The organism is Larkinella rosea, from assembly GCF_003858635.1.
In the GTDB taxonomy this organism is placed as follows: domain Bacteria; phylum Bacteroidota; class Bacteroidia; order Cytophagales; family Spirosomataceae; genus Larkinella; species Larkinella rosea.
Map to the genome: position 1 here is coordinate 1024803 of NZ_RQJO01000007.1, position 23198 is coordinate 1048000.

General features: G+C 49.4%; 18 protein-coding genes. 5 read left to right on the forward strand and 13 right to left on the reverse strand.

The annotated features are described in order from the left end of the window. Positions 1-64: 64 nt before the first annotated feature. The 8 genes from EHT25_RS04485 to EHT25_RS04520 all read right to left on the reverse strand — a co-directional run bounded on the left by EHT25_RS04485 (position 65) and on the right by EHT25_RS04520 (position 9652). Entirely contained in the window at positions 65-502 is a 438-nt protein-coding gene (locus EHT25_RS04485) for a hypothetical protein (protein WP_124871239.1), read from the reverse strand. Positions 503-565: 63 nt separating this feature from the next. After that, positions 566-1135: a Crp/Fnr family transcriptional regulator gene (locus EHT25_RS04490; RefSeq protein ID WP_124871241.1), complete on the reverse strand. Its 570-nt coding sequence runs from the start codon at positions 1133-1135 to the stop codon at positions 566-568. A gap of 29 nt (positions 1136-1164) precedes the next feature. Beyond that, positions 1165-2319: an FAD-dependent monooxygenase gene (locus EHT25_RS04495; RefSeq protein WP_124871245.1), complete on the reverse strand. Its 1155-nt coding sequence runs from the start codon at positions 2317-2319 to the stop codon at positions 1165-1167. A gap of 26 nt (positions 2320-2345) precedes the next feature. Then, a complete protein-coding gene (locus EHT25_RS04500; RefSeq protein WP_124871248.1) occupies positions 2346-2945 on the reverse strand; it encodes a hypothetical protein in 600 nt (199 codons plus the stop codon). Positions 2946-3048: 103 nt separating this feature from the next. Continuing rightward, the gene (locus EHT25_RS04505; RefSeq protein WP_124871251.1) at positions 3049-4380 is read right to left on the reverse strand and encodes a sensor histidine kinase; all 1332 of its coding nucleotides are present in this window, start codon (positions 4378-4380) and stop codon (positions 3049-3051) included. Positions 4381-4632: 252 nt separating this feature from the next. Next, entirely contained in the window at positions 4633-6900 is a 2268-nt protein-coding gene (locus tag EHT25_RS04510) for an aconitate hydratase (protein ID WP_124871255.1), read from the reverse strand. Between the two features lie 207 nt (positions 6901-7107). Further along, positions 7108-7872: a glycosyltransferase family 2 protein gene (locus EHT25_RS04515; protein ID WP_124871258.1), complete on the reverse strand. Its 765-nt coding sequence runs from the start codon at positions 7870-7872 to the stop codon at positions 7108-7110. A 67-nt stretch (positions 7873-7939) separates the two neighbouring features. After that, the gene (locus EHT25_RS04520; RefSeq protein WP_124871261.1) at positions 7940-9652 is read right to left on the reverse strand and encodes an LIC_10190 family membrane protein; all 1713 of its coding nucleotides are present in this window, start codon (positions 9650-9652) and stop codon (positions 7940-7942) included. 434 nt (positions 9653-10086) lie between these two features. Here EHT25_RS04520 and topA point away from each other — a divergent pair, with 434 nt between their 5' ends. Both topA and EHT25_RS04530 read left to right on the forward strand, forming a co-directional pair. Continuing rightward, entirely contained in the window at positions 10087-12675 is a 2589-nt protein-coding gene (gene topA, locus EHT25_RS04525) for a type I DNA topoisomerase (RefSeq protein ID WP_124871264.1), read from the forward strand. A 124-nt stretch (positions 12676-12799) separates the two neighbouring features. Next, on the forward strand, positions 12800-13501 hold the full coding sequence (locus tag EHT25_RS04530; RefSeq protein ID WP_124871266.1) for an SIR2 family NAD-dependent protein deacylase: 702 nt from the start codon (positions 12800-12802) through the stop codon (positions 13499-13501). Here the strand turns inward: EHT25_RS04530 and EHT25_RS04535 are convergent. Both EHT25_RS04535 and EHT25_RS04540 read right to left on the reverse strand, forming a co-directional pair. Continuing rightward, complete coding sequence (locus tag EHT25_RS04535) at positions 13479-14369, reverse strand: YitT family protein (protein ID WP_124871269.1); 891 nt, start codon at positions 14367-14369, stop codon at positions 13479-13481. The two genes, EHT25_RS04530 and EHT25_RS04535, sit on opposite strands and share 23 nt — an antisense overlap. 133 nt (positions 14370-14502) lie before the next feature. Further along, a complete protein-coding gene (locus EHT25_RS04540) occupies positions 14503-14874 on the reverse strand; it encodes a hypothetical protein (RefSeq protein WP_124871272.1) in 372 nt (123 codons plus the stop codon). Positions 14875-15034: 160 nt separating this feature from the next. Here EHT25_RS04540 and EHT25_RS04545 point away from each other — a divergent pair, with 160 nt between their 5' ends. Further along, positions 15035-15916 (forward strand): bifunctional 5,10-methylenetetrahydrofolate dehydrogenase/5,10-methenyltetrahydrofolate cyclohydrolase, encoded by an 882-nt coding sequence (locus EHT25_RS04545; RefSeq protein WP_124871275.1) that lies wholly within the window; start codon positions 15035-15037, stop codon positions 15914-15916. A gap of 71 nt (positions 15917-15987) precedes the next feature. Here EHT25_RS04545 and EHT25_RS04550 read toward each other — a convergent pair whose 3' ends face one another. Then, positions 15988-18876 (reverse strand): TolB-like translocation protein, encoded by a 2889-nt coding sequence (locus EHT25_RS04550; protein ID WP_124871278.1) that lies wholly within the window; start codon positions 18874-18876, stop codon positions 15988-15990. A gap of 162 nt (positions 18877-19038) precedes the next feature. On the opposite strand from EHT25_RS04550, the gene EHT25_RS04555 reads away from it, so the two are divergent. Beyond that, entirely contained in the window at positions 19039-19479 is a 441-nt protein-coding gene (locus tag EHT25_RS04555; RefSeq protein ID WP_124871282.1) for a response regulator, read from the forward strand. Positions 19480-19493: 14 nt separating this feature from the next. On the opposite strand, the gene EHT25_RS04560 is transcribed toward EHT25_RS04555, so the two are convergent. Continuing rightward, on the reverse strand, positions 19494-20489 hold the full coding sequence (locus EHT25_RS04560) for a hypothetical protein (RefSeq protein ID WP_124871285.1): 996 nt from the start codon (positions 20487-20489) through the stop codon (positions 19494-19496). A 70-nt stretch (positions 20490-20559) separates the two neighbouring features. Then, positions 20560-21990, reverse strand: coding sequence for an aldehyde dehydrogenase family protein (locus EHT25_RS04565; RefSeq protein WP_124871288.1), 1431 nt, complete (start codon positions 21988-21990; stop codon positions 20560-20562). Between the two features lie 72 nt (positions 21991-22062). On the opposite strand from EHT25_RS04565, the gene EHT25_RS04570 reads away from it, so the two are divergent. Continuing rightward, the gene (locus EHT25_RS04570; RefSeq protein ID WP_124871291.1) at positions 22063-23160 is read left to right on the forward strand and encodes a helix-turn-helix transcriptional regulator; all 1098 of its coding nucleotides are present in this window, start codon (positions 22063-22065) and stop codon (positions 23158-23160) included. Positions 23161-23198: the final 38 nt, after the last annotated feature.

The window sequence follows — 23198 nt, forward strand, 5'->3', positions numbered from 1 at the left end:
TTAAGATCGGAAAAAGGCACGAAGAAGGCACTAGAAGAAAAACCGGTCTTCCAGCGGGCTTCTTTTAGTCTGAAACCTGACGATGTTCATCAATAAAACGTTCCGCTTCCGACAGCGTTTCACACAATTTTGTGGGCAGTACAGGCTCACTTTTTTCAAACAAAGCCTCTGATGACAGCTTGGAAAACAAATCCGGCGACAGAATGCTGATGTTATAGCGCACACCGGCCCTGTGAAGTTGTGGAAAATATTCATTGACAATCCAGTCAACCGCCCCGGCCCAGGCTACATCAAACTCTTTCGTGTCGTGTACGTGAAACTGGCATACGTGCCTCCAGCCCTCCGATTGTTGCCACTCCAGCATCTTCAGCGTGGCCGTTATCAATTCATCATCGGTACAAAAGCCGATCCATTTCATTAAAAGATAATTCCGGGAAGGCTCGTAGCTCATGATCGCGTAAACCTCCCCTTCTTCGTTTTTTATGCTGGTTAATTCATTCACGGCAATACACCAGGACTGTTAAATTTTATACTTGCTGTAACCAGTGTCAACTACAAATATACTTCAAACCCCAATACCGGACCGATACCGAACCAGCGTTTCGGGCGTTATTCCCAAATAACTGGCGACATACTCCGCCGGAATCCGGTTCAACACTTTTGGGTGTTCCTCCAGTAACCGCCGATACCGATCTTCGGGGGCGTCTTTCAACAGGGAAGCTTCTCTTCGTTCCACCCGCATCAGCTGGTCCTGCAACAACAAGGTCGCAAACCGTTGCCAAACCGGGTAGGTCCGGCAGAGCGCCATCACGTCGTCATAGTTCATTTCAAGTAACCGGGTCTCCTCCACCGTTATCACATTGACATTGGACGGTTTTTGGGTAAAAAACCCGACAAACGAACCCAGCAGCGAATTTTCAAACAGGAATTCTTTTGAAACTTCCCACCCGTCAATTTCGTAAAACAGACGGCCACACCCTTTTTCAATAAAACCGATGGTTTTACAAACCGCACCCTCGCGCACGTACAACTCGTTTTTGGCGAGAACACGGTGGTGAATGATCTGCTCAAAAGCGGTCTTTTCTTCGTCCGAAGGCCGAACAATGCGTTCAATATTGAACAGTACCCGATGCATAACAGAATGAGTATTGAGCAGAAATATACTTAAAAATCCACTTTATACAAGGTTTCTAATTGTCGATCATTCATACTCGCCGGTAACATCCGAAACAGTCTGTTGCGCAAAACCGCCAGTATCGGATTTTGAATTTGAGCAACCTGCCCGATCCGCCGGGATGTTTCGGTGATGTAGTGTGTTCGTTTCAGGCGCCGGTTTTCAAACCGTTTAAAAGCCTCAGCGGGTTGATCGCTCGCCGAAAGTTCATTTGCCAGGACCACCGCATCTTCAATGGCCTGGCAAGCACCCTGACCCATGTTGGGCGTGGTGGCATGAGCGGCATCACCCACAAACAGCACATTGCCAAAGGCATAGCACGACAGCGGTTTCAGGTCGATAATATCATTCCACAGCAGATTTTCATCCTTCGTTTGCGCAATGATTTCCGGAATCGGGCGGTGGTAATTTTTGAACCGGGTCGTCAACTCGCTGACTTTCGTACTCCGCATCCGGGCATCCTGAAACGGTGCATTAACGCAGGCAAACCAGTAAATTTTGTTACCGGCCAGCGGGACAATGCCAACCCGTCCGTTCCGACCCCAGGTTTCGGTTGCTTCGTGCAGATCCAGATTCAGCCTTCCGACGTCGACAACCGCCCGCCAGCAGGTATAGCCAGCGTAACGCGGTTTGGAATCGGGGAGCAACTGCTGGCGAATGGCCGAGTGAATTCCGTCGGCCACAATCAGGTAATCCGTCTGGTGAACGGTCCCGTCGTCAAACCGCATAATGATGCCTTCGCCACTCTGGTCAATGGAAATGGCACGTTTTCCCAGCACAATCGGATTCCCGACCAACTGATCCAATAGCGCCTGGTGCAGGATCGCCCGGTGAATCGTAAAATTATCAATCCCGTATTTCTGACCGACGGCCCGGCTGTCGGTCCGCGTGATCTCACGGCCTTTTTCGTCCAGAATCACAAACGCATCCATCAAACGGCCGCCGGGCAGAATGGCGTCGGCTATCCCTAACTTTTGGAAACCCTTAACGGCGTTTGCGGCCAGTGCCAGGCCCGCTCCGAGCGGCCTGATGGTCGGTGACGCTTCGAACATAGTCGCTTTGATGCCGATTTTGCGAAGCGCAATCGCTGTGGTCATACCCGCGATACCGCCCCCGATAATGGTAAACCGGTTTACATTTTTCATGGTTGTTTCTTTAAAAACCGGTTGGTTTATGACTCCCGATACTGAACTTTCACGCAATTATCGCAACTGATGGGCGAATGCTGGCCAAAGAAATCCAGGTTTACCGAGGTTCCATACGGATTGTCGTGATCGGAGCCATCCAGCACCTGCAGATTCCGGCCCGAAGGTTTATGTTTGGCCATATAGAGCTGACCTTCACCACCGTAAAAGGCATTACAAACCGATGTTTTTTCGCCGGACAACTCCCAGAAAAAATTCCTGACTACGCGATCATCGTTGCCGATCGCGTCTGTCTTCCTGGGGTGCAACTCGATTTTAAAATACGCTACATTGTATTCTTTTTCGATTTTGGCATATGCTTTAAAAACCGATCCAGCCGGAATGTTCAACGGGCAATTGCCCGACGCATCGCTGCTATCAGAGACCCTGGAATTGTAATAAATTGTGTTATCAACGAAAGCCCTCGCTCCTTTCATCGGTTTTCCTTCGGTGTCGGTCACTTTTCCGGCAACATATCCGGTTTGGGGATTGGCCTTCAAACCCCGTTCAACCTCAGAATTAGTTTGCTGGCAATTTGTCAGTACCAGTGCCCAAACCAGCATCCTGAGTGTAGAAATCGTTCTCATTGGTGTAGTAGATGTTGTTAGTGCCCCAAAAGTGGTGGACAGCCTTAACGGAAACCAGTTCTATTTCAATGAAACGGAAAAAGGCGAATATGAAGCGGATGGCTTATCGGATCAGGGGAAGCGTAACAACAAATTCATCGCCGGTTTCCAGCACCGTTGGCGTGGGCTGACCGAGCATCTTGTACTTTGTCAGGATGTTGAGCAATCCTTTTTGGGTCGATTTCACCCGATCGACCGATTTACGCTGCAAGGTATTTCGAACGGTGAGCCAGGCCTCTTCCGTAGTTGAAATATGAATTTTCAAGGGTTGATCACCGGACACAATATTGTGTTTGACGGCATTTTCAACCAATAGCTGGAGGGTGAGCGGGGGAAGCTGGCTGTTCATCAAGTGAGTTGCCACCTCGATTTTCAGGTCGATCCCGCGTGCATAGCGGGTTTGCAGCAAATGGAAATACGAGTGGATAAACTGGAGTTCGCGGTGGAGGGTCGTTAACTCAACATCGTTGGTTTGGAGAATATAGCGGTAAACACTCGCCATTTCGTCGACAAATTGTTCGGCTTTAACGGGCTCATCCGCGATCAGGGATGACAGGGAATTGAGGGAATTGAACAAAAAGTGCGGATTCAATTGCGACTGCAACGCCTTCATCTGCACTTCCGACATTTCCTGCCGCAGTTGCTGCACCGAAAGTTCGTTTTCCAGTTGTTTGCGTTCGTGTTTTTCCTGCTGGCGCTCCATTTTTTGCTCCAAAACCGCCGTCCGGATGGCCGCGTGCCGTTGGCGGTAGCCTAATCCCAGCGAAAAACAGATTAATTCTAGAATAATCCCAATCTGAATGGCGGTTAAAGGGGCTTTCCAGAATTCCGAACCAGGGCCGGGAAAAGTATCCAGGTAAGTCAATATCATGGAGGTAACCGCACCTACCATCAAAAAGGTCGATCCGGTGATGAAGTACTGCGTTACGGTATCCTTCAATTGCAGGATTTTATAGATACCAAAAACCGCTAACCCAATCATTCCGAGCCGGATAGTAGTGTGTGCGGTATCGTAAACCCGGGGATACCAGTCCTCCGTCAGGTAACAAATCGTGAATTGGAGAATGACGTAGATCGCAATACAAAGCTGCGTATACTGAAACACCCGAAACAAACCGGGCAGTCGTTTTCGTAAACCGATAAAGGCGTCGGTAAACCCAAAATAGATGAAATACGCGATCATTGGGCCACAGGCCCGGATGAAATAATAATCGTTATTGGAAAATCCGATCCTGATTTCGGGCACGCGAACGATAAAATAGGCCAGCCAGACCAACATGTAGAGTGTATATAATCCATAAATCCGCTCCCGATACGTAATCCACTGGACGACATTAATGAGCAGAATTGAAATCACCATGCCAATGAACATGGGTTGCCAGACTTCATAGGTCATACACTACGCAATGCTTGTGCGGGTAAGGTACCGGCAAACTTACAACAATTCAATCCTTTTCCCGATGAAACGGTATAAATGGTCAGTGAAGCGTTAATGAGTTATTTCGCGGAGTTGAGCAGAGGAAAAGGAGTTAAGCGGAGTTAAATATTTTCTCTGCTTAGCTCCTATTTCCTCTGCTCATCTCCGCGAAACGACAAAACCCTCAAAACACGGCGGTTTTGAGGGCTAAAGAAACTTTAAAGCAGGTGTTTACGCGTTTTGCTTCTGCTTGATCAGGTTCAGGGCCGAACCGGCTTTGAACCACTCGATCTGCGTTTCGTTGTAGGTATGATTCACCTGGAACTCTTCGCTCGATCCGTCGGCATGATTCAAGCGGATCGTCAACTGACCGTTCGGGCTGAATTCCGTCAGACCCAGAATGTCGATGGTGTCATCTTCCCGGATGTCATCGTAATCGTCCGGATCAGCAAAGGTCAGCGCCAGCATTCCCTGTTTTTTCAGGTTCGTTTCGTGAATCCGGGCGAATGATTTCACCAGAATGGCCCGAACACCCAGGAAGCGCGGTTCCATCGCGGCATGCTCGCGGGAAGAACCTTCGCCGTAGTTTTCGTCACCAACAACGATGGAACCAATGCCGGCGGCTTTGTAAGCCCGCTGGGTAGCCGGAACTTCACCAAACTCGCCCGACAACTGATTTTTAACGGTGTTGGTCTTTTCATTGAAGAAATTGACCGCACCGATCAACATGTTGTTGGAAATATTATCGAGGTGACCCCGGTATTTCAGCCACGGTCCGGCCATCGAAATGTGGTCGGTCGTACATTTGCCTTTCGCTTTGATCAGCAGTTTCAGACCCAGCAAATCCGTGCCTTCCCACGCCTTGAACGATTCCAGCAACTGCAGACGATCCGAGGTGGGACTCACCACAATCTGAACACCGCTGCCATCTTCGGCGGGTGCCTGATAACCCGCATCATCCACCGCAAAGCCATTGACCGGCAATTCGATACCTTCCGGTTCGTCCAGCATCACTTCTTCACCGCTTTCGCTGGTCAGTTTGTCCGTCATCGGGTTGAACGTCAGGCTACCGGCAATCGACATTGCTGTTACCAGTTCCGGCGAAGCTACAAACGCGTGGGTGGTTGCGAGACCGTCGTTGCGTTTGGCAAAGTTCCGGTTGAAGGAGGTAATGATCGAGTTTTGACGGGTTGGATCGTCGATGTGACGTGCCCACTGCCCAATGCAGGGTCCGCAGGCGTTGGCCAGAACGACACCCCCGATTTTTTCAAAGGTATCCAGTAAACCGTCGCGTTCAGTCGTAAAACGAACCAATTCCGAACCCGGTGTTACCGTATATTCTGAATGAGTTTTCAGATTTTTGGAAATGGCCTGGCGAGCAATGGATGCCGCGCGGGTCATATCTTCGTACGATGAGTTGGTGCAGGAACCGATCAGACCCACATCCAGTTTTTCGGGCCAGCCGTTTTCTTTCACCGCCTGCGCAAACTTCGACAGCGGCCACGCGAGATCCGGCGTATATGGACCATTGATGTGTGGTTCGAGTTCCGACAGGTTGATTTCAATAACCTGATCGTAATAAGAAGCCGGATCGGCATAGACTTCATCGTCCGAGCGCAGGTGCTGACGAACGGCGTTGGCAGCTTCGGCCACATCCGCACGGTTGGTTGCCCGCAGGTAATCGCCCATTTTTTCGTCATACGCAAAAATGGACGTCGTTGCGCCAATTTCCGCTCCCATGTTACAGATCGTGCCTTTTCCGGTGGCCGACAGGCTATCGGCACCTTCGCCGAAATACTCAACGATGCAGCCCGTTCCTCCTTTTACCGTCAGAATACCGGCTACGCGCAGGATAATATCTTTCGCCGAAGCCCAACCCGACAATTTACCTACCAGCTTGATACCGATCAGTTTAGGCATTTTCAGTTCCCAGGGCAAACCGGCCATCACGTCGCAGGCATCCGCCCCCCCGACCCCGATGGCGATCATCCCTAATCCACCGGCGTTCGGTGTGTGCGAATCCGTTCCGATCATCAGACCGCCCGGAAATGCGTAGTTTTCAATGACCACCTGGTGAATGATACCAGCACCTGGTTTCCAGAAACCAATACCATATTTGTCGGAAACCGACGAGAGGAAGGCATACACCTCCCGGTTTTTATTATTGGCATTTTCCAGATCCTGCGTTGCTCCAACTTCCGCCTGAATCAGGTGGTCGCAGTGAACGGTGGAGGGCACGGCCACCTTGGAACGGCCAGCCTGCATGAATTGCAACAGCGCCATCTGAGCCGTTGCATCCTGCATCGCCACGCGATCAGGAGCAAAATCAACATAATCTTTACCCCGATTCAGCGCCTTCACGGCATTTCCGATGGTAAGGTGGGCGTACAGTATTTTTTCCGACAACGTGAGTGGATGACCCACGACTTGCCGGGCTGCTTCGACACGTTCGCCGAAACCGTCGTATACGCGCTGAATCATGTCAAAATCAAAAGCCATAGACAGGAGGAATTTAAGCAGTGAACAAAATAATGTATCTAAATAGACAACACCAGCGATCGGAAAATGAGTTTCCGAATGAGCACCTCAAAATTAGATGATTTTCATTCTAAAATAAAACAGGCGGGCATTTTCCCAACAATTTGTAAACGTTATCGATATGCAGGACCGTTTTATCGGTAAAATAGTCGAATGAAAGCAGTGTTTTTACGACTTGCTGATCGGCGTCTGGAGGTTCAGAACCGTTTTCTCACGCGGTGTCATCACAAACAGATTGTATTTCAGAATGCAGAATATGGCCCGAAAACCGTCTCGCCAGCCTATTTTCTTGCCTTCCTGATAGGTGCGGCCGTAATAAGATATACCAACTTCGTAAATCCGAATGCCCGGAATTCGGGAGATTTTGGCCGTCACTTCGGGTTCAAATCCAAACCGCTTCTCCTTTAATTCAACGCCTTTAATGATTTCGCTACGGAAAACTTTAAAACAGGTTTCCATGTCGGTCAGGTTCAAATCGGTCAGCATATTGGACAACAGCGTCAAAAACCGGTTACCAACGGTGTGCCAGAAATACAGGACCCGGTGCGGCCGCCCACCCATAAACCGCGAACCGTACACCACGTCGGCCCGACCGGACAGCAAGGGTTGCAACAAATGGCCGTATTCTTCCGGATCATATTCCAGGTCTGCATCCTGAATAATAATGAACTGCCCTCCCGCATTCCGAATGCCCGTGTGCAGCGCTTCCCCTTTTCCCCGGTTGACCGACTGACGAATATACTGCACTAAAACCTGCGGATTTTCGCTCATAAACCGCTGAACTATTTGTCCCGTCTGGTCGACCGACCCATCATCGACCACCACGATTTCTCGGTTCAGGTGAATTGGAAGACTTACTTCGGCAACCCGTTTTAATACGTAACCAATTGTTTTTTCTTCATTGTACGCGGGGATAATAATCGATAACATCATGTGCAAAACCGTTTTTAGCCCCTATTTAATAGCTTTTGTTTACATATTTTTAATTTGGGTTACAAATTTATTTCTGTCTATAAATCGAACTGCGAAATCCGTCGGCCACCTGGGTTCCTCTCAATTCCAGGTCCGGATAAAAATACGGCGAACACGGAATTTCCTGCTCAAAGCAACTCTGATCCAACGGACTGCCGATTGGCGTCAAAACCAGTAATCCACTCCGGGTGCGGTGCTGGTTGAAATACGCCCGATATGGCGGTCCATCGATTTGATACGTTAATGGTTTAGGCAAAAAAGCGTATTTCTGCAACGGGAAGTGGTCTTTCCACAGGATATTAATTCCGAAATAACCAATGAGTACGACAATCATCCCCACCAGAATTGCGTTGCTCCAGGGCATCAGATTCCAGAATGTCGTTTTGGGAGGAATAAACGGTAGTAAGGGCAAAAAAGCAGTCATCCAGACAAAAGCGTATCCAAACCGAAATTCCGGAGCCGTTAGGAACCAGAATAAAAAACCGCTCAGCGCGACCAGATACGGAAACAACAACGAGCGAAACCGGATGCGCCGGCTGGATTGCAAGGAATGGCTGAATGCAATAACCGGTGAAACAACGGCCAAAAGCCAGATGGGTTTATTTAGAACATAGTATTCGCGGTGTTTCCACCAGTCAGGAATCCATTTTGAAGCGGGAGTTTTCAACAGACGGGCATCATAATACGGTTCGATGATTCGGAATTTGGCCCAGAATTCAACGAAATCTTTTTCAAAACGCACCCGCTCGAGGGGAATTTTCCAATCGAACGAAAACAAATCAAGGGCGGGAAACGGATATAGAAGATAACCGGAAAGAATGGTTGTCCGCACCAGCCAGGGCCCGACCATCAGCAATCCGAATCCAGCTAACCACAGAAAATGACGCAGCGAAAGCTGCCGCCTGACGCTCCAGCCAATCGGCAGCAAACTGAGGGCCACCGGAATAGTCGCCAATTTGACGGTAATACTGAGACACACCAGCATATAAAGCAGCAGGTGCCGAATGGACCATTCCGGTTTTATTTCCAACCAGAGCGTAAAAATAGTGATGGGCAACAGGGTTGCCCAAACATCCGGTGTCGGCGAAAAAACCTGACGAATGTGGTAAAACAAGAGTAACATCATTACCACCAATGCCAGAAACCGGACGGTATTTTTGGAACGAACCAAACCCAACAATCGCCAGCAGATCACCAGAAACACAAAACCATTCAGCGGAAATAGCGTCTGGCCAGCCAGATCGGTGAAACCAAAAGCTGCGGAGGTAACCAGAAAGCTCGAATTGAACGCCAGGCGCCCGTGTAAATTCCCGAGTCCCGGAATAACCCGAAACCGCTCGTACCACCGCATTGAAGGCAGGTGATACATCCCGCTGTCGACATTGGACGGTTCGAGCGTAGAGTATAGTAATACAATGGCAACCATCAGCCAGAAAAGCGGTATTTGCTTTTGTTGACGCGTAAATCGCCGGATATAGGATTTCGTCGTAGCCGGAGCCGCAAGTGCCATCGAAACGGCTCCCCCCAGCCAGAAAAATGCGATGTAATAATTAGCCGGGAAAAATAGAGAGGCCAGTTGCACCAGCAACACGAGCAAACACAAGCCAACCAACACCAGGTCGCTCCCACGAACCGGTTCGGCGTCGGAGATCAATCGGGAACGAAGAAGGAGTTTGTAAAAAAACAAACCGTAAGCAAAACAACCGGACGCCAAAACCGCCCACAGAATCAAAAGAATCATTACCAGTAACGGAAGCGATGAAACGAACGAAGTCAACACGAATGTAATCCAAACGGATTACTGCATTGCGGCAACATAGGCATTTTACGATGGAATTACATGCATTAATTTATTTCTTTTGTCTTTATGCCCGAATTAATCCCGGATTTGGTTCCTTTCCTGTCTGGTAACCCGCCGGATGCATCCGGTTTAAAACCGTCAACGACTGGCAATTGCCATGTTTTCAGACGCTCGTTGCCGGTTCGCCCACTCATCATTTATACCTATGCATTCGGAACGATTCAGGCCCAAAAATCGTTATCAAATAACAAAAAGTACCCGCCCAACCATCATTCCCTCGAATGGATTTGTAAGTATTACGTCTTTTGCATCTATATTTGGCACGAGACGTGGGACAGACTGTCGGTACTAATTAACAATCAACCTGAATCTATATGTCAAAAAACCTGGTTATCGTGGAATCACCCGCGAAGGCGAGGACCATTGAAGGGTATCTGGGTAAAGATTTCGTGGTGAAATCGAGTTATGGTCACGTTCGGGATCTGCCCAAGGACGATATGGCGATTGACATCCAGAATGGCTTTCGTCCTGTCTATGAAATAAGCCCGGATAAACGTCAGGTTATCAGCGAATTAAAAAAGCTAGCCAAAGAAGCGGAAGTGATTTGGCTCGCAACGGACGACGACCGCGAAGGAGAAGCCATTTCCTGGCACTTAAAAGAAGCGCTGGGTTTGAAAGACGACACGAAACGAATTGTCTTTCACGAAATCACCAAAAAAGCCATTCAGAACGCCATCGAATCGCCCCGGCTAATCGATATTGATCTGGTGAATGCCCAACAGGCCCGGCGCGTACTCGACCGGCTGGTTGGGTTTGAGCTATCCCCGGTTTTGTGGAAAAAAATCAAATCCGGCAGCTCGATGGCTTTGTCGGCTGGCCGGGTTCAGTCGGTAGCCGTTCGGATTATCGTGGAGCGCGAACGGGAGATTGATGGACACAATTCCAAATCCAGTTACAAAGTCACGGCCCAGTTTATCGTTGAAAATGGCAAATTACTGAATGCTGAACTGCCGAAGAACTTCAATACGGTCGAGGAATCGCGGGCTTTTCTGGAAAAATGCCGGGAAGCGATTTTCACGATTAAAAATCTGGAAACCAAACCCGCGAAAAAGTCGCCCGCTCCTCCGTTTACGACCTCTACCCTCCAGCAGGAGGCTTCGCGTAAATTGTCGTTTTCCGTTTTGCAGACAATGACACTGGCGCAGAAGCTGTACGAAAGCGGTAAGATCTCCTACATGCGGACGGATTCCACTAATCTATCGCAGGAAGCGATCGACAAGGCCAGACAAGCCATTACCACTGATTTTGGTGCGAATTACGTCCATACGCGGCAATACAAAACCAAATCCGAATCGGCGCAGGAGGCTCACGAAGCCATCCGGCCCACCGATTTTTCGGTAAAAACCGCTGGTGCTGACCGCAACGAACAGCGGCTGTATGACCTGATCTGGAAACGGTCTATTGCGTCGCAAATGGCGGATGCCCAACTGGAACGCACCACGGCCACCATCGGCATTTCGACAACGCCGGAGGAATTGATTGCCCAGGGTGAAGTCATCAAATTTGACGGTTTTCTGAAAGTTTACCTGGAATCGACCGACGACGAAGACGAAGAAAGTAAAGGCATGCTGCCCCCGCTTTCCATTGGTCAGGTCCTGAATCTGGACCAGATGAAAGCCACTCAGCGGTTTACGCGACCGGCTGCGCGCTACACGGAAGCCAGTCTGGTTAAAAAACTGGAAGAGATGGGCATTGGCCGACCCTCAACGTATGCGCCAACCATTTCGACCATTGTCAAACGGCAGTACGTCGTCAAGGAAGACCGGCCCGGCAAGGAACGTGAGTTTAAGGAACTGATTCTAAAGCAGGGAGCCATTCAGGAAAAAACCGGTAAAGAGAACTACGGTTCGGAGAAAGCGAAGCTCTTCCCGACCAATATGGGGCTCGTCGTAAACGATTTTCTGGTCGAATATTTTGAGGAAATTGTCGACTATAAATTCACAGCTACGGTCGAAAAAGACTTTGATGAAATTGCCAACGGTAAAATCGGCTGGCAGGAAATGATTCAGAATTTTTACGGTGATTTTCACCGGAATGTTGAAACCGTGCAGGGAGCTGCACTGACGGGCTCCAAACCGGGCAGCCGGGAATTGGGGATTGATCCGGCTACGGGTAAAAAAGTATCCGCGCGACTGGGAAAATACGGTGCCTACGTTCAGATCGGTGAAGCCACGGACGAAGACAAACCGCAGTTTGCCAACCTGAAAAAAGACCAGTTGATCGAAACCATTTCGCTCGAAGACGCGCTGGATTTGTTCTCCTTACCCCGCGAGGTTGGCTTTTTTGAAGACAGTCCGATGGTGATTGGCATTGGCAAATTTGGCCCTTATGTTAAACACGACAATAAATACGTTTCTCTCACGAAAGATGATGATCCGTATACGGTTTCGGCCGAACGTGCCGTTGAACTGATTCAGCAGAAACGCGCCGAAAATATCAGCGAGTCCATTGGTGAGTTTGAAGGCAAGTTGATTACTACCGGAAAAGGTCGCTTTGGGCCGTATGTCAAACACGACGATAAATACATTTCGTTGCCCAAAGGAGAAACTCCTGCCGGTTTGACGCTGGGCCGGGCGATCGAATTGATTCAGCAAAAGCGACTGGCGGAAAGCAATAAATACATCCGGGAATTCCCCGAAAATCCAACGGTTAAAGTGGTCAACGGCATGTATGGGCCTTACATTTCAATCGGCAAACGGAATGTAAAAATCCCGAAGGATGTCGAACCTGCATCGCTAACCCTGGAAGATTGCCTGAAACTGGCGGGTGGAGATGCGGGCGCTGAAGCCAAACCGAAAGCAAAAGGAAAAACAGCCACTGAAGAAAAACCGAAAGCAAAAAAATCGGCCAAAGCTCCGGCAGCCAAGTCCACAGCCGCCAAGAAAGTGACGGCGAAGAAGTAATTCGTACCCAAGGACTTCAGTCTGTAGGTATTGAAAAACCACTCAAATGAGTGGTTTTTTTATGGTCATTCAGACGGGTTAACGCTCAAATAAATTCGTAACTTGCTGAACGAGCAACTACAAAATGAAGAAAATTGTCGTTCTGTCCGGCGCAGGAATCAGCGCGGAAAGTGGATTGAAAACGTTCCGCGATTCCAATGGTTTATGGGAAAACCACCGCGTCGAGGATGTGGCTACCCCGCAAGGCTGGGCCAACGATCCGGATCTGGTGCTGGAGTTTTACAACCAGCGCCGGAAACAGGCTATCGATGCCAAACCCAACGCCGGTCATCTGGCACTCAAGCAGTTGGAGAAGTTTTATGACGTGACAATTATCACCCAGAACGTGGACAATCTGCACGAAAAAGCCGGATCCAAAAAAGTGGTTCACCTGCACGGCGAGTTGTTCAAATCGCGCAGCACCCGGGACGAAACTCTGGTGTATGACGTCAAAGGCTGGGAACTGAAGAGGGGTGATCGCTGCGAAAAAGGGTCCCAACTCCGCCCGCACATCGTCTGGTTTGGCGAAGCGGTTCCGATGATGGAAGACGCGGTTGAATTAACGCACGCGGCTGATATTCTGATCATTGTCGGAACGTCGATGGCGGTTTATCCCGCAGCCGGGTTGATCGATTACGTCCGGCCCCGCACGCCCATCTACGTCGTCGATCCGAACGTACCGGACATACGTCCCCGCACCAACCTGACGTTTATTCCCGAACCAGCCACGACCGGTTTGTCGCGGCTGGCCGAGCAATTGATCGTTAATGCAACGGGCGGGGTTTGATCATCCCTCCTTTCACATCCGCAATACTGTGTTCAATGAGAAAAGCTTTTTCATCGACCTCGCTGATTTTATCTTTTAATCGGGTGATTTCCAGACGAGTAACAACGGCATAAAGGATATTGATATCATTTTCGCGGTGTCCACGTTTGCCAAAACCCTTCTCCCCTTTCAAAACCGTGACACCCCGTTCGAGCTCTTCCGTAATTAACTGCCGGACTTCCTCGTGCCGATCCGAGACGATCATCACCGCGATATATTCTTCAATACCGTGAATGATGAAATCGACGGTTTTTGAGGCAGCCAGATAGGTGAGCATCGCGTAAAGAGCGGTTTCGACGTTGATAAAGACGGCGGCTGACCCAAAAATCAGCAGGTTAATGACCATGATGACGTCGCCGACCGACAGGAACGAACGGCGGCTGATGTAAATGGCGAGCACCTCCGTTCCGTCGAGCACACCGCCCCCCCGCATGGCGAGCCCAATCCCCGCACCGAGGAAAAAACCGCCAAATACGGCAATCAACAGCTTGTCGGTTGTGACAATGGGGTACGGAATAAACGCCAGGCACAACGCCAGCAGCCCGATTCCCAGCGCGGTTTTCAGGGCGAAAACCCAGGAGACCTGGCGCAGGCCCATCCAGATAAATGGTATATTGACAATAACGACCAATATGGCCAGATCGATACCGGTTTTTATCTGAAGCAAGAGCGAAATACCGATAACGCCCCCATCAAGAAAGTCGTTGGGCAAAAGAAACCCTTTCAGCCCCATACCGGCGCTGAGTACGCCCAGCACAATAAATACCGCTTCTTTAATTTCGCGAAACAGGGCCGAATTTTTAGCCCGATTAATACGTGTCTTTACCATACAACGTGGTTGATTTGTGGATAGAATTCTGAATACGAATGAGATAAGCAATGCACTATTCGTGCACCCTCGGCTTGGTAACGTCGGGTTCAGGCGCAAATAAGGTTGAAGAAACGACGAGATTGTGAAACGGTCAGGGAGCGTTAATGGCAATCAAATGCCCGAAAAGCCGACGAAAATAGGCAAAATAGTAGTACGCGTTTTTTTGCTGAAGCCGCAGCTTTGCACAGTTGATCAGCACCCAAACCGTAGGAATAATACAGAAAAACAACAGTGGAATCGGGTGCGAAACCGTTGGGGCAACGATTGCTTCGTGAACCAGAACGTGGGCCAAACCGTCCGTCAGATGATCCGTCATTTCACGAATCGACGAGGCTTCGATCGTTGCCATTTTCAGTGCGTTTCCTTTTACCGGCGCGTCGGTCAACCGGCTCAGAAAACCGGTAGCCCACCCGATCAGCAGGAGGTAAATCAACGGCAAAATGGAACGATAAAACTTCTTCAAAGTGACGTTTCAGCGGAAAAAAGAGAGTTATTCACAATTCGGTTTTTACAAGTATACTATTTTTCCTGCCAAAAAACCAGCTTCTTTTCAAATAAACCGTCAAAAAACCGGGCTTTCGTCTGAACAAAACCCTTACCTTTGCCTTTTTATTGAACGAACGATGCAACTCCTCGACGGAAAAGTCCTCTCTCTCCAGATTAAGCAGGAACTCGCGGCTGAAGTCGCCGAAATCAAGTCTCAAAACGGGAAGATTCCTCATCTCGTAGCCATTCTGGTCGGCACGGCGGGTCGAAGCGAAACGTACGTGGCGAGTAAAATGAAAAGCTGCGAAGAAGTGGGAATGCACTCGACGCTCATCCGGTTCGACGATTCGGTTTCGGAGGAAGAGCTGATTCAGGCGGTGCGGGACGTCAACGAAAATCCGGACATGGACGGTTTGATTGTTCAGTTGCCGCTCCCGGCCCATATTTCAGCCGATCGAGTGATGGAAACCATCGATCCGAAAAAAGACGTCGACGGTTTTCATCCGATTAACATCGGGCGCATGGCTAAAGGCTTGCCCGCATACATCTCGGCAACTCCGCAGGGAATTCTGGAAATGCTGAAACGATACGCGATTGAAACCGCCGGCAAACATTGCGTCGTGGTGGGTCGCAGCCAGATTGTTGGGTTGCCGATGAGTATCCTGATGCAGCGCAATACCTATCCGGGCAACTGTACTGTCACGTTGACCCACAGCCGGACCCTGAATTTAGCCGAAATCTGTCGTTCAGCCGATATTCTGATTGCTGCGCTCGGCCGGCCAGAATTCATTACGGCGGACATGGTAAAAGATGGTGCCGTCGTGATCGACGTTGGTCTGGAACGGGTACCCGACCTAACCAAGAAAAGCGGTTTTGCCCTGAAAGGTGATGTAAACTTCGACGAAGTAGCTCCCAAAACCAGTTACATCACCCCCGTACCCGGTGGCGTTGGTCTAATGACGATCTGCTCATTGATGCAAAACACGCTGAAAGCCGCGCGGGGAGAAGTATATCATTGAGCGATTGGGGATTGAGTGATTGAGCAATGTTGCAGATTGCCGTTCACTCAAAGACAAACCACTCAATGAAATTAGAATCCGAGCCCAATCACGAGTGGCTGGATCAAATATTCTCCGGATTTGAGGTTATAGATGGTTCGTACGCCCGCTTCGAATGGGGTACGGAGCCGCATGACATTGAAGACGAAGGATAAGTCCAGGCCGGTGGTGGAAAACCGCTCGGTCATGTTGACGGGTTGCCCCTGCACCCGTACGTCACTTTTTCCCTGAGCCGCATCGTAAAATCCGGTCCCCTTCACCCGCTGAATGTACAGCCAGCGACCGATGGACCAATGCGGATTCAAAAGTGGTAACCGGTATTCTACACTTCCCGCTGTTAGCTGGTTGTAACTTACATACGATTGGCCGCGAGGGAAAAAAATGACGGGAGCAAACCGGTAGTTGCCCGACATCTGTTGCTGATAGCCAGCCCGAAAACGCAGCGCATGGTGTTTTGCCAAACCCGGCAGATACAGACTTCCCTGAGCCCCCCACACTTCGCCATTCAACTGGCCACGAAATGGCGTCGTTCGCCAAACCGCCGAAACCGCCTGCCCCCAGCGCGGAGCCACATCCTGTTTGCTTTGCTTCAGTGTGCGGGAATACGATGCTGAATACGCCAGTGACTGCAAGGTTCCGCCAAAGCCAACCTCGGTGATCGGGCGAACGGGCAATTCATACCCACTCACCTGCATTAATCCATAATAAGCTGATAAATAGGCACTTTGAAAGTATTTCGAAGTCGTTAGCTGAAGCGGAATTCGAAAACCGGCCGATAATTGATTGTAATTCCAGGAATCACTGCGAAGTGAATCGAGCGGTGCCCGGCGATCCACATAAACCGAAGTGGATCGGCGACCGCGTTGAAAACCGACATCGAGGATCGGAAACAAGCCCTGATAGCTCACATTTCCGTAATAATTCACGGTCCGCTCGGTCTGATCATACCCCACTCCGACATCGACCTGCGTCGTGCTGAGCAAATCCTGGGATCGCAAGCCGATCGTTCCACTTTGTCCATCGGATGCCACCACCGGCCCCCAACTGTATAAATTGAAGGCATGCAACAAGCGGCTAAACCGGCTTTGCGGAAATTTTTCAGCGGTTGGCACCGAATCGGCCAGAGCGGCCCTCACTAACGGACCACCCGGTTCCTGAGCGACAAACGGACCAAAATACCGAACCAATCGATCCTGAACCTGCCCAACCGGAATCCACTTCGACGAATCGAGGGGCATTTCGGCAATCCGGTAACCGGATGCGTTAAAATCGTGAAAGCTAAGTCGTTTACCGTCGGGTGAAATGGTGGGGTGGTAAGCGCCCAGCGGACGGGAAGTCACCTGAAACCGGGCACCGGTTTGGGTATTTAGTACATAAACATTATCGATACCGGATTGGGGCGAATTATAAAAAATGTATTGTTTCCACGGCTGCACATGGCTAATATTCTGATTCGAAACCGCCGTCAACTCCTGCTTTTCATTCGTTTCTGAATCAATGATCTGAATAGTCTTCCCTTCCTTTTTCCGGTTGACAACCACCAGCGTCCGGTTATCATCCCGCCAACGCGGCTGAACGTATAAATCATTTGCCGGATTGTCCAGAACGCGTAATTCCTGACCGGTTTTTGCATCCAGAATGACCAGCCGGGTTTGATAGGATTCGTCATTCCGAACTGCCACCACCTTCGTACCATCGGGCGAAAGCGAAGCCACGGCGTAGCGGCTGTGACTGGTCAAGCGTTGTAGTCGACCGGTTTTCAAATCGTAGAGTTTGATTTCGGAATAAATCCGTTGCCCGAATCGGACATCGTAGCGAAATTCCGTCCAGCAAATTTTCCGGTCTGCTACGGAAAGCATTTCGGGATTGTTGAACAGACCCGGCACAAACACTTTCTTTTCCTGACCATTCCGGTCGAGCAACACAAACTGGGCAATGTCGCCCAACCCGGACTTCAGCGCAATAACTTCGTTGCCGGAGATGTATTGTGGGTATTGATAATTAGTATACACTTTTTCAGAAGCCATTACCGGAAATGGTACCGCATCCGTTAACCGGAGCTCTTTCCGTTGGTTCCGCCAGGTGTCTTCAATATCCAGCATGGACCGGCGGTATAATTCCTCAATGCGGTATTTAGTCGTCTTTTTTACACCATTGGAAAACGAAAAAGGATAAACGGGAAACCGGTAATACCGATTCAGGACATTGCTCCAGGCATCGGCACCGTATTCCCGTTTCAGGTACGTCGACATGAAGTATCCCAGAACGTAATGATTAGGAACATTGTCGCGATACGAACCGCCAACGGCTTTCTGGTACGTAAACCGCCGACCCGCCAGCAAATTTGCGCGCATGGCCAAATCAAAGTTCGGAATTCGCCCCCGTCCGGCATTCGTCAGTGCGGTTTCGGTTCCCACGGCATCGCCCTCCCAGAACCAGTCCGGCACACCCAACGTCAGCGCGGTAAAAGCCGTGTTGCCAAACAAGGTATAGGCCGCGCGCGTCAATCCCTGCAAAGCCTTTTCGTATTGAACAACGTGGCGAAATTCGTGCACGGCCAGCAAATCGAGCCAGCCGAGCGTCCCGGCCAGAAACGGGTCCTGAGCCGGGACGGCGTTGAATTCCGATCGACGGGGCAACATGGTTACGAACCCGTTGCTGATCATGGTTTGATTCTGCAAAATAACCGATAGCCTGCGCGGTGTCTTTTTTAAGGTTGCACTTACGGGGTCATAAACCTGTTCCAATCGCCGGGCGGTTTGCTGAGCGGTTTGGTCGAGGCCCTTTGGAAAAATCACCCGAAAATGCGGTGTATTCACTTGATTCCATTGTAGCCGGGTGGGATTCTGATCGAGAACTGGAAGCGTCTGGGCCTTAACCTCCCGGATAAAAAGCAATAAAAGCGGAAATAAATAGCGCATAAGATGATTGAAGCGGTCCGAAAATAGTGCGGTCTTAAGGTACATAAAAGCGGGAAACAATTGGCTTTACCCAAAATATGATTTGACAAGTTGGCAATAAACCGGAAAACCACTACCTTCATTCACTTGTTTTGGGGCCACGACCCTGCAAGTTATCTGTCTATGTTGCCCAATCGACCTTTTACTATACTAGTTGCCGAAGATGATGAAGAAGATCGGCTGCTGCTTGATGAAGCCTTTATGCAAAACGGATTGTTCGATTGCGGACGATTTGTTGAAGATGGAGACCAGGTTATTGACTATTTGAAGAATTGCATCGGTCCGGAAGCTGTCCACCCGCTTCCCTCGTTGATTATTATGGATATCAACATGCCGCTTCGCAACGGATTGGAAACCCTTCTCGCCATTCGGGCCGACCACCAGTTGAAAAACATTCCGGTATTGATTATGACGTCTTCCCGGCAGGAAGTTGAAAAAGCGTATCGCATGGGCGCCAACTCCTACCTGGTCAAACCCATTCAGTTTACGGAACTGATCCAGATGATCGGCGATGTGGCAACTTATTGGCGGGATACGGTCAATCTGCCTTATAATGAGTATTAACTGAGATCCAGTCGTTACCTCACCATATGGTATAATACTGACGCCTGAAACCGTAGTTCCCGGAAAGTTCGGCTTCTTATCATTCCTCCACCCGTATAATACCGGTGGATGATGTTTTTGCTATTCCCCTGAAAATGCAGGGTATGCAGCCGGATATCCTTCTTCAGAAATCTATTTCTAGCAACTGGATATCCATTTTTAATCACAATTTTTTTACGGCCTAATCCAAACTCGTATTCATCGAGATTATAATTGGTCGCCATGGAAATATTGTGGTCAAAAGCCGAACCGTCCGTGCATTCCGACAGGTTGCGAATCTGGGCATTTTTTTCTTCGTAAAAGACGTACAAAGCGGTCATGTCCGAAATCCCGGCGCGGTCGTTTTTAATGATCTTTTCCGCCCGAATCTGATCCATGAATGAGATGAATCGGGGTTCGGTATAAAGATCAATTTCCAACTCGCAAAACTGGCAGATACCGTCCCACGTCCAATAGGAAGAATGGCCCGAAGCAGACCGAACCCACTGATAATCAACCCCTAGATTAAATGCTGCCAGGTGGTTATTCAGGCTGGTTTGGTTAATATATTCCGTAATGTCCGTGTAGATCATTACATCGGAATCGGCCACGAAAACCTGCGTATAGCCTTCCCGCAACATCAATTCTTTAACGAGATACCAGCGAATAAAACAGAAATATTCGTAATCATAATGATTGGGCGAATGATGTTGGTACACGGATTTAAAACGATCCGTTTCCTCATTTAAAAAATCGCTGATGTTGTGGTGAATAACGAACGGAAACTGGTCGTTTTCCGGATCACCAATCAAATGAATGGGACTATCTGGGTTGGAGTGAACTGCCTGTCTTAACGTATAATCCAGATAATAACTATAATGCTGATGAACAAAAATAATCGGGATACCTGTACGATCACCATTTTTTTCGATCAATCCATGGTTGGTTTCAGCGATAGTGGCGGTGGTTTCCTTCGTAGTCCTATTGATCATAAACCTGTTGAGTAAAAACTGCACTAATATATACAATCGAATTAATTGACCCAACTAATCAGTAAATCGTTCAAATATATTTCATTAATATTTTCAATAGTTTTTTAACCCTGTCTGAATAAGGTGGATAAATGAATTGTAAAGAAGCAAATTGACGCTTTACGATACCGCGCGCGTTGGAAAATTCCATGAAACCGTAAAACCCGTTCGATTTCCCGATTCCGCTCTGATTGACTCCCCCAACGGGCAATTCGGTATGGGCAAAATGAATGAGGGTGTCGTTGACCACGGTATTTCCCGCCGTGGTTCGGTTCAGCCAGAATTGGGTCGCCGAATTGCGCTGACTAAAAATATACAACGCCAGCGGTTTTGTCCGACCGGTCAGAAAACGGATCACTTCCTCGCGTGTGTCGTAAGGAATAACCGGCAGTAACGGGCCAAATATTTCGTCCTGCATGAGCGCCATTTTGGTGGTTACATTTTCGAGCAGGGTTGGTTCGATAAACCGGTCGGCCGAATCTGTCTGCCCGCCCATCACCACCGTTGCTCCTTTTCCGACTGCATCGTCCAGCAGGTTTTTAACTCGGTCAAAATGCCGGTTATTAACAATTCGCGCGTAACTGTCCGACGCCTGGACTCCCCGCCCCTCCGCATCGTACATTGCCCGGACCGCTTCCCTGACGGCACGAACAAACCGGTCTTTGACCGATCGCTGAATCAGAATAAAATCCGGAGCCACGCAGGTCTGTCCGTTGTTAATCCATTTTCCCCAGGCCACCCGCCGGGCGGCTGACTCGATGTCGGCAGTTTCATCAATGATACAGGGTGATTTCCCGCCCAACTCCAGCGTCACCGAGGATAAATTCCGGGCTGCCGCCGACATCACGGCTTTGCCTACTTCCGTACTCCCGGTAAAAAAAATATGGTCAAAGGGCAATTCCAGTAAGCTTTGGGCCAGCGTTTTATCACCTTCTAAAACCGCTACTTCATCTGCTGAAAACAATTCCTGAATCATCTTCCGAATAATGGCCGAGGCCGCGGGCGCCAGTTCCGACGGTTTCACGATGGCCGTGTTCCCGGCAGCAATCGCGGAAATAAGCGGTTTCAGGCACAAATATAAGGGATAATTCCAGGGCGAAATGATCAGGGTTACGCCTTTCGGTTCGTATTTCACGTGACTGCTCGTCCCCAACATGCCCAGGGGCGTCGGAACGGGATGCGGTTTAACCCACTGTTTCAAATGCCGGATTGCCACATTCAATTCGTTGTTGATTGCCAAAAGTTCCGTCAATTCGGTTTCGGGAGCCGGTTTTCGGAAATCTTCAAACAAGGCATTTGCTAATGCCGTTCGGTTCGATAGCAGATACGTTTGAATCCGTTTCAGTTTTGCAATCCGCTCAGATGCCGTGGTAGCGGCCAAAAAACCGGCCTGCTGGCGCTGGGCATCGAATAATTCCTGAATGGATAGACGCGTACGGGTATTGAAAGCGGGTAACTCCATCGCGGATCACGTTTTTGTAAAAAAACAGGTAATAATACCGAAATACTAATATTTTTGTCAAAACACCGCCCTATGAGTATTGTCAGCAATAACATCAAATACCTCCGCCGACTCAACGGGTTGACCCAGGAACAGTTTGCCCGGCGGATTGGCATCAAACGCTCGCTGCTGGGTGCGTACGAGGAAGCCCGGGCGAATCCGAATCTGGACAATCTGATGTCGATTGCCCGCGCGTTCAGCACAACGGTCGACAATTTGCTGAAAAGTGATTTACGAAAAATTCGTGAAACCCCCGATCTGGCCCTGCCCATGGACCGTTCGTTGTCTGGCAACCCGCCTTATCCCAAGACTGGTTTTCCAGCCTCTCCGTTGCCTAAAGATGTTTCGGAACCGGAAAATACGGCAACGGCCCCCAAAGCACTTTCCGCCGTTTTGGAGAAATATTACCAGCAACCGGTTTCCAAACCCGCCGATATCTTCCAAAAACCGGTCGAAAACAAACCACAAATAAAACTCGTATCGCAGCGCATTGTTCCCCGGCCCGTTTCCCAGCGGGAAGGATTTTCGCCTTTTCAACTACCCACTCACCAATCCGCAACGCAATCGCTGTCGTTTAATAACGTCTACGAAAACGCCCGCTCAACGATAAATACGGTCGCTGATCATCGCCCGACGAATGATTCACAAACCACCAATACCATTCCGTGGGTTCGGAAACGGCATTTTACGGACTACCTGCAACGGTTTCAGCAACCCGATTTTTTGAATCGATTAGCGGTTTTACAATTACCTTTGTTACCACCTGATACCTATCGGGCGTTTGATGCGGGCGATGAATTCATTTTTCCGGAAGCCCTGCTGATTGGGAAATACGTCAGAAACTGGTATGATATTGCCGACAACAAGCTGCATGTTTTGCTCGTGCAAAATCAGGGAATTCAGTGCCGACGGGTATTTAATCAGGTAAAGCTCAAGGGAACCCTGCTGTTGACATCTGACCAACCCGCCATCAACACCCGGGAAGTGCCCATTCGCGAAGTGCTCGAAGTCTGGGAAATTACGGCATTTATCAGTCAGCAAATGCCCCAGGCCACTCCTTCGCTCGATGGCATCCGGAGTTTGGTGGAAGATTTACAATATGAATTAGACCGCATTCAGAAAACCAGGTAAATGATCTCTTTCTGGATCCGCATTTCAGTATGTTTTCC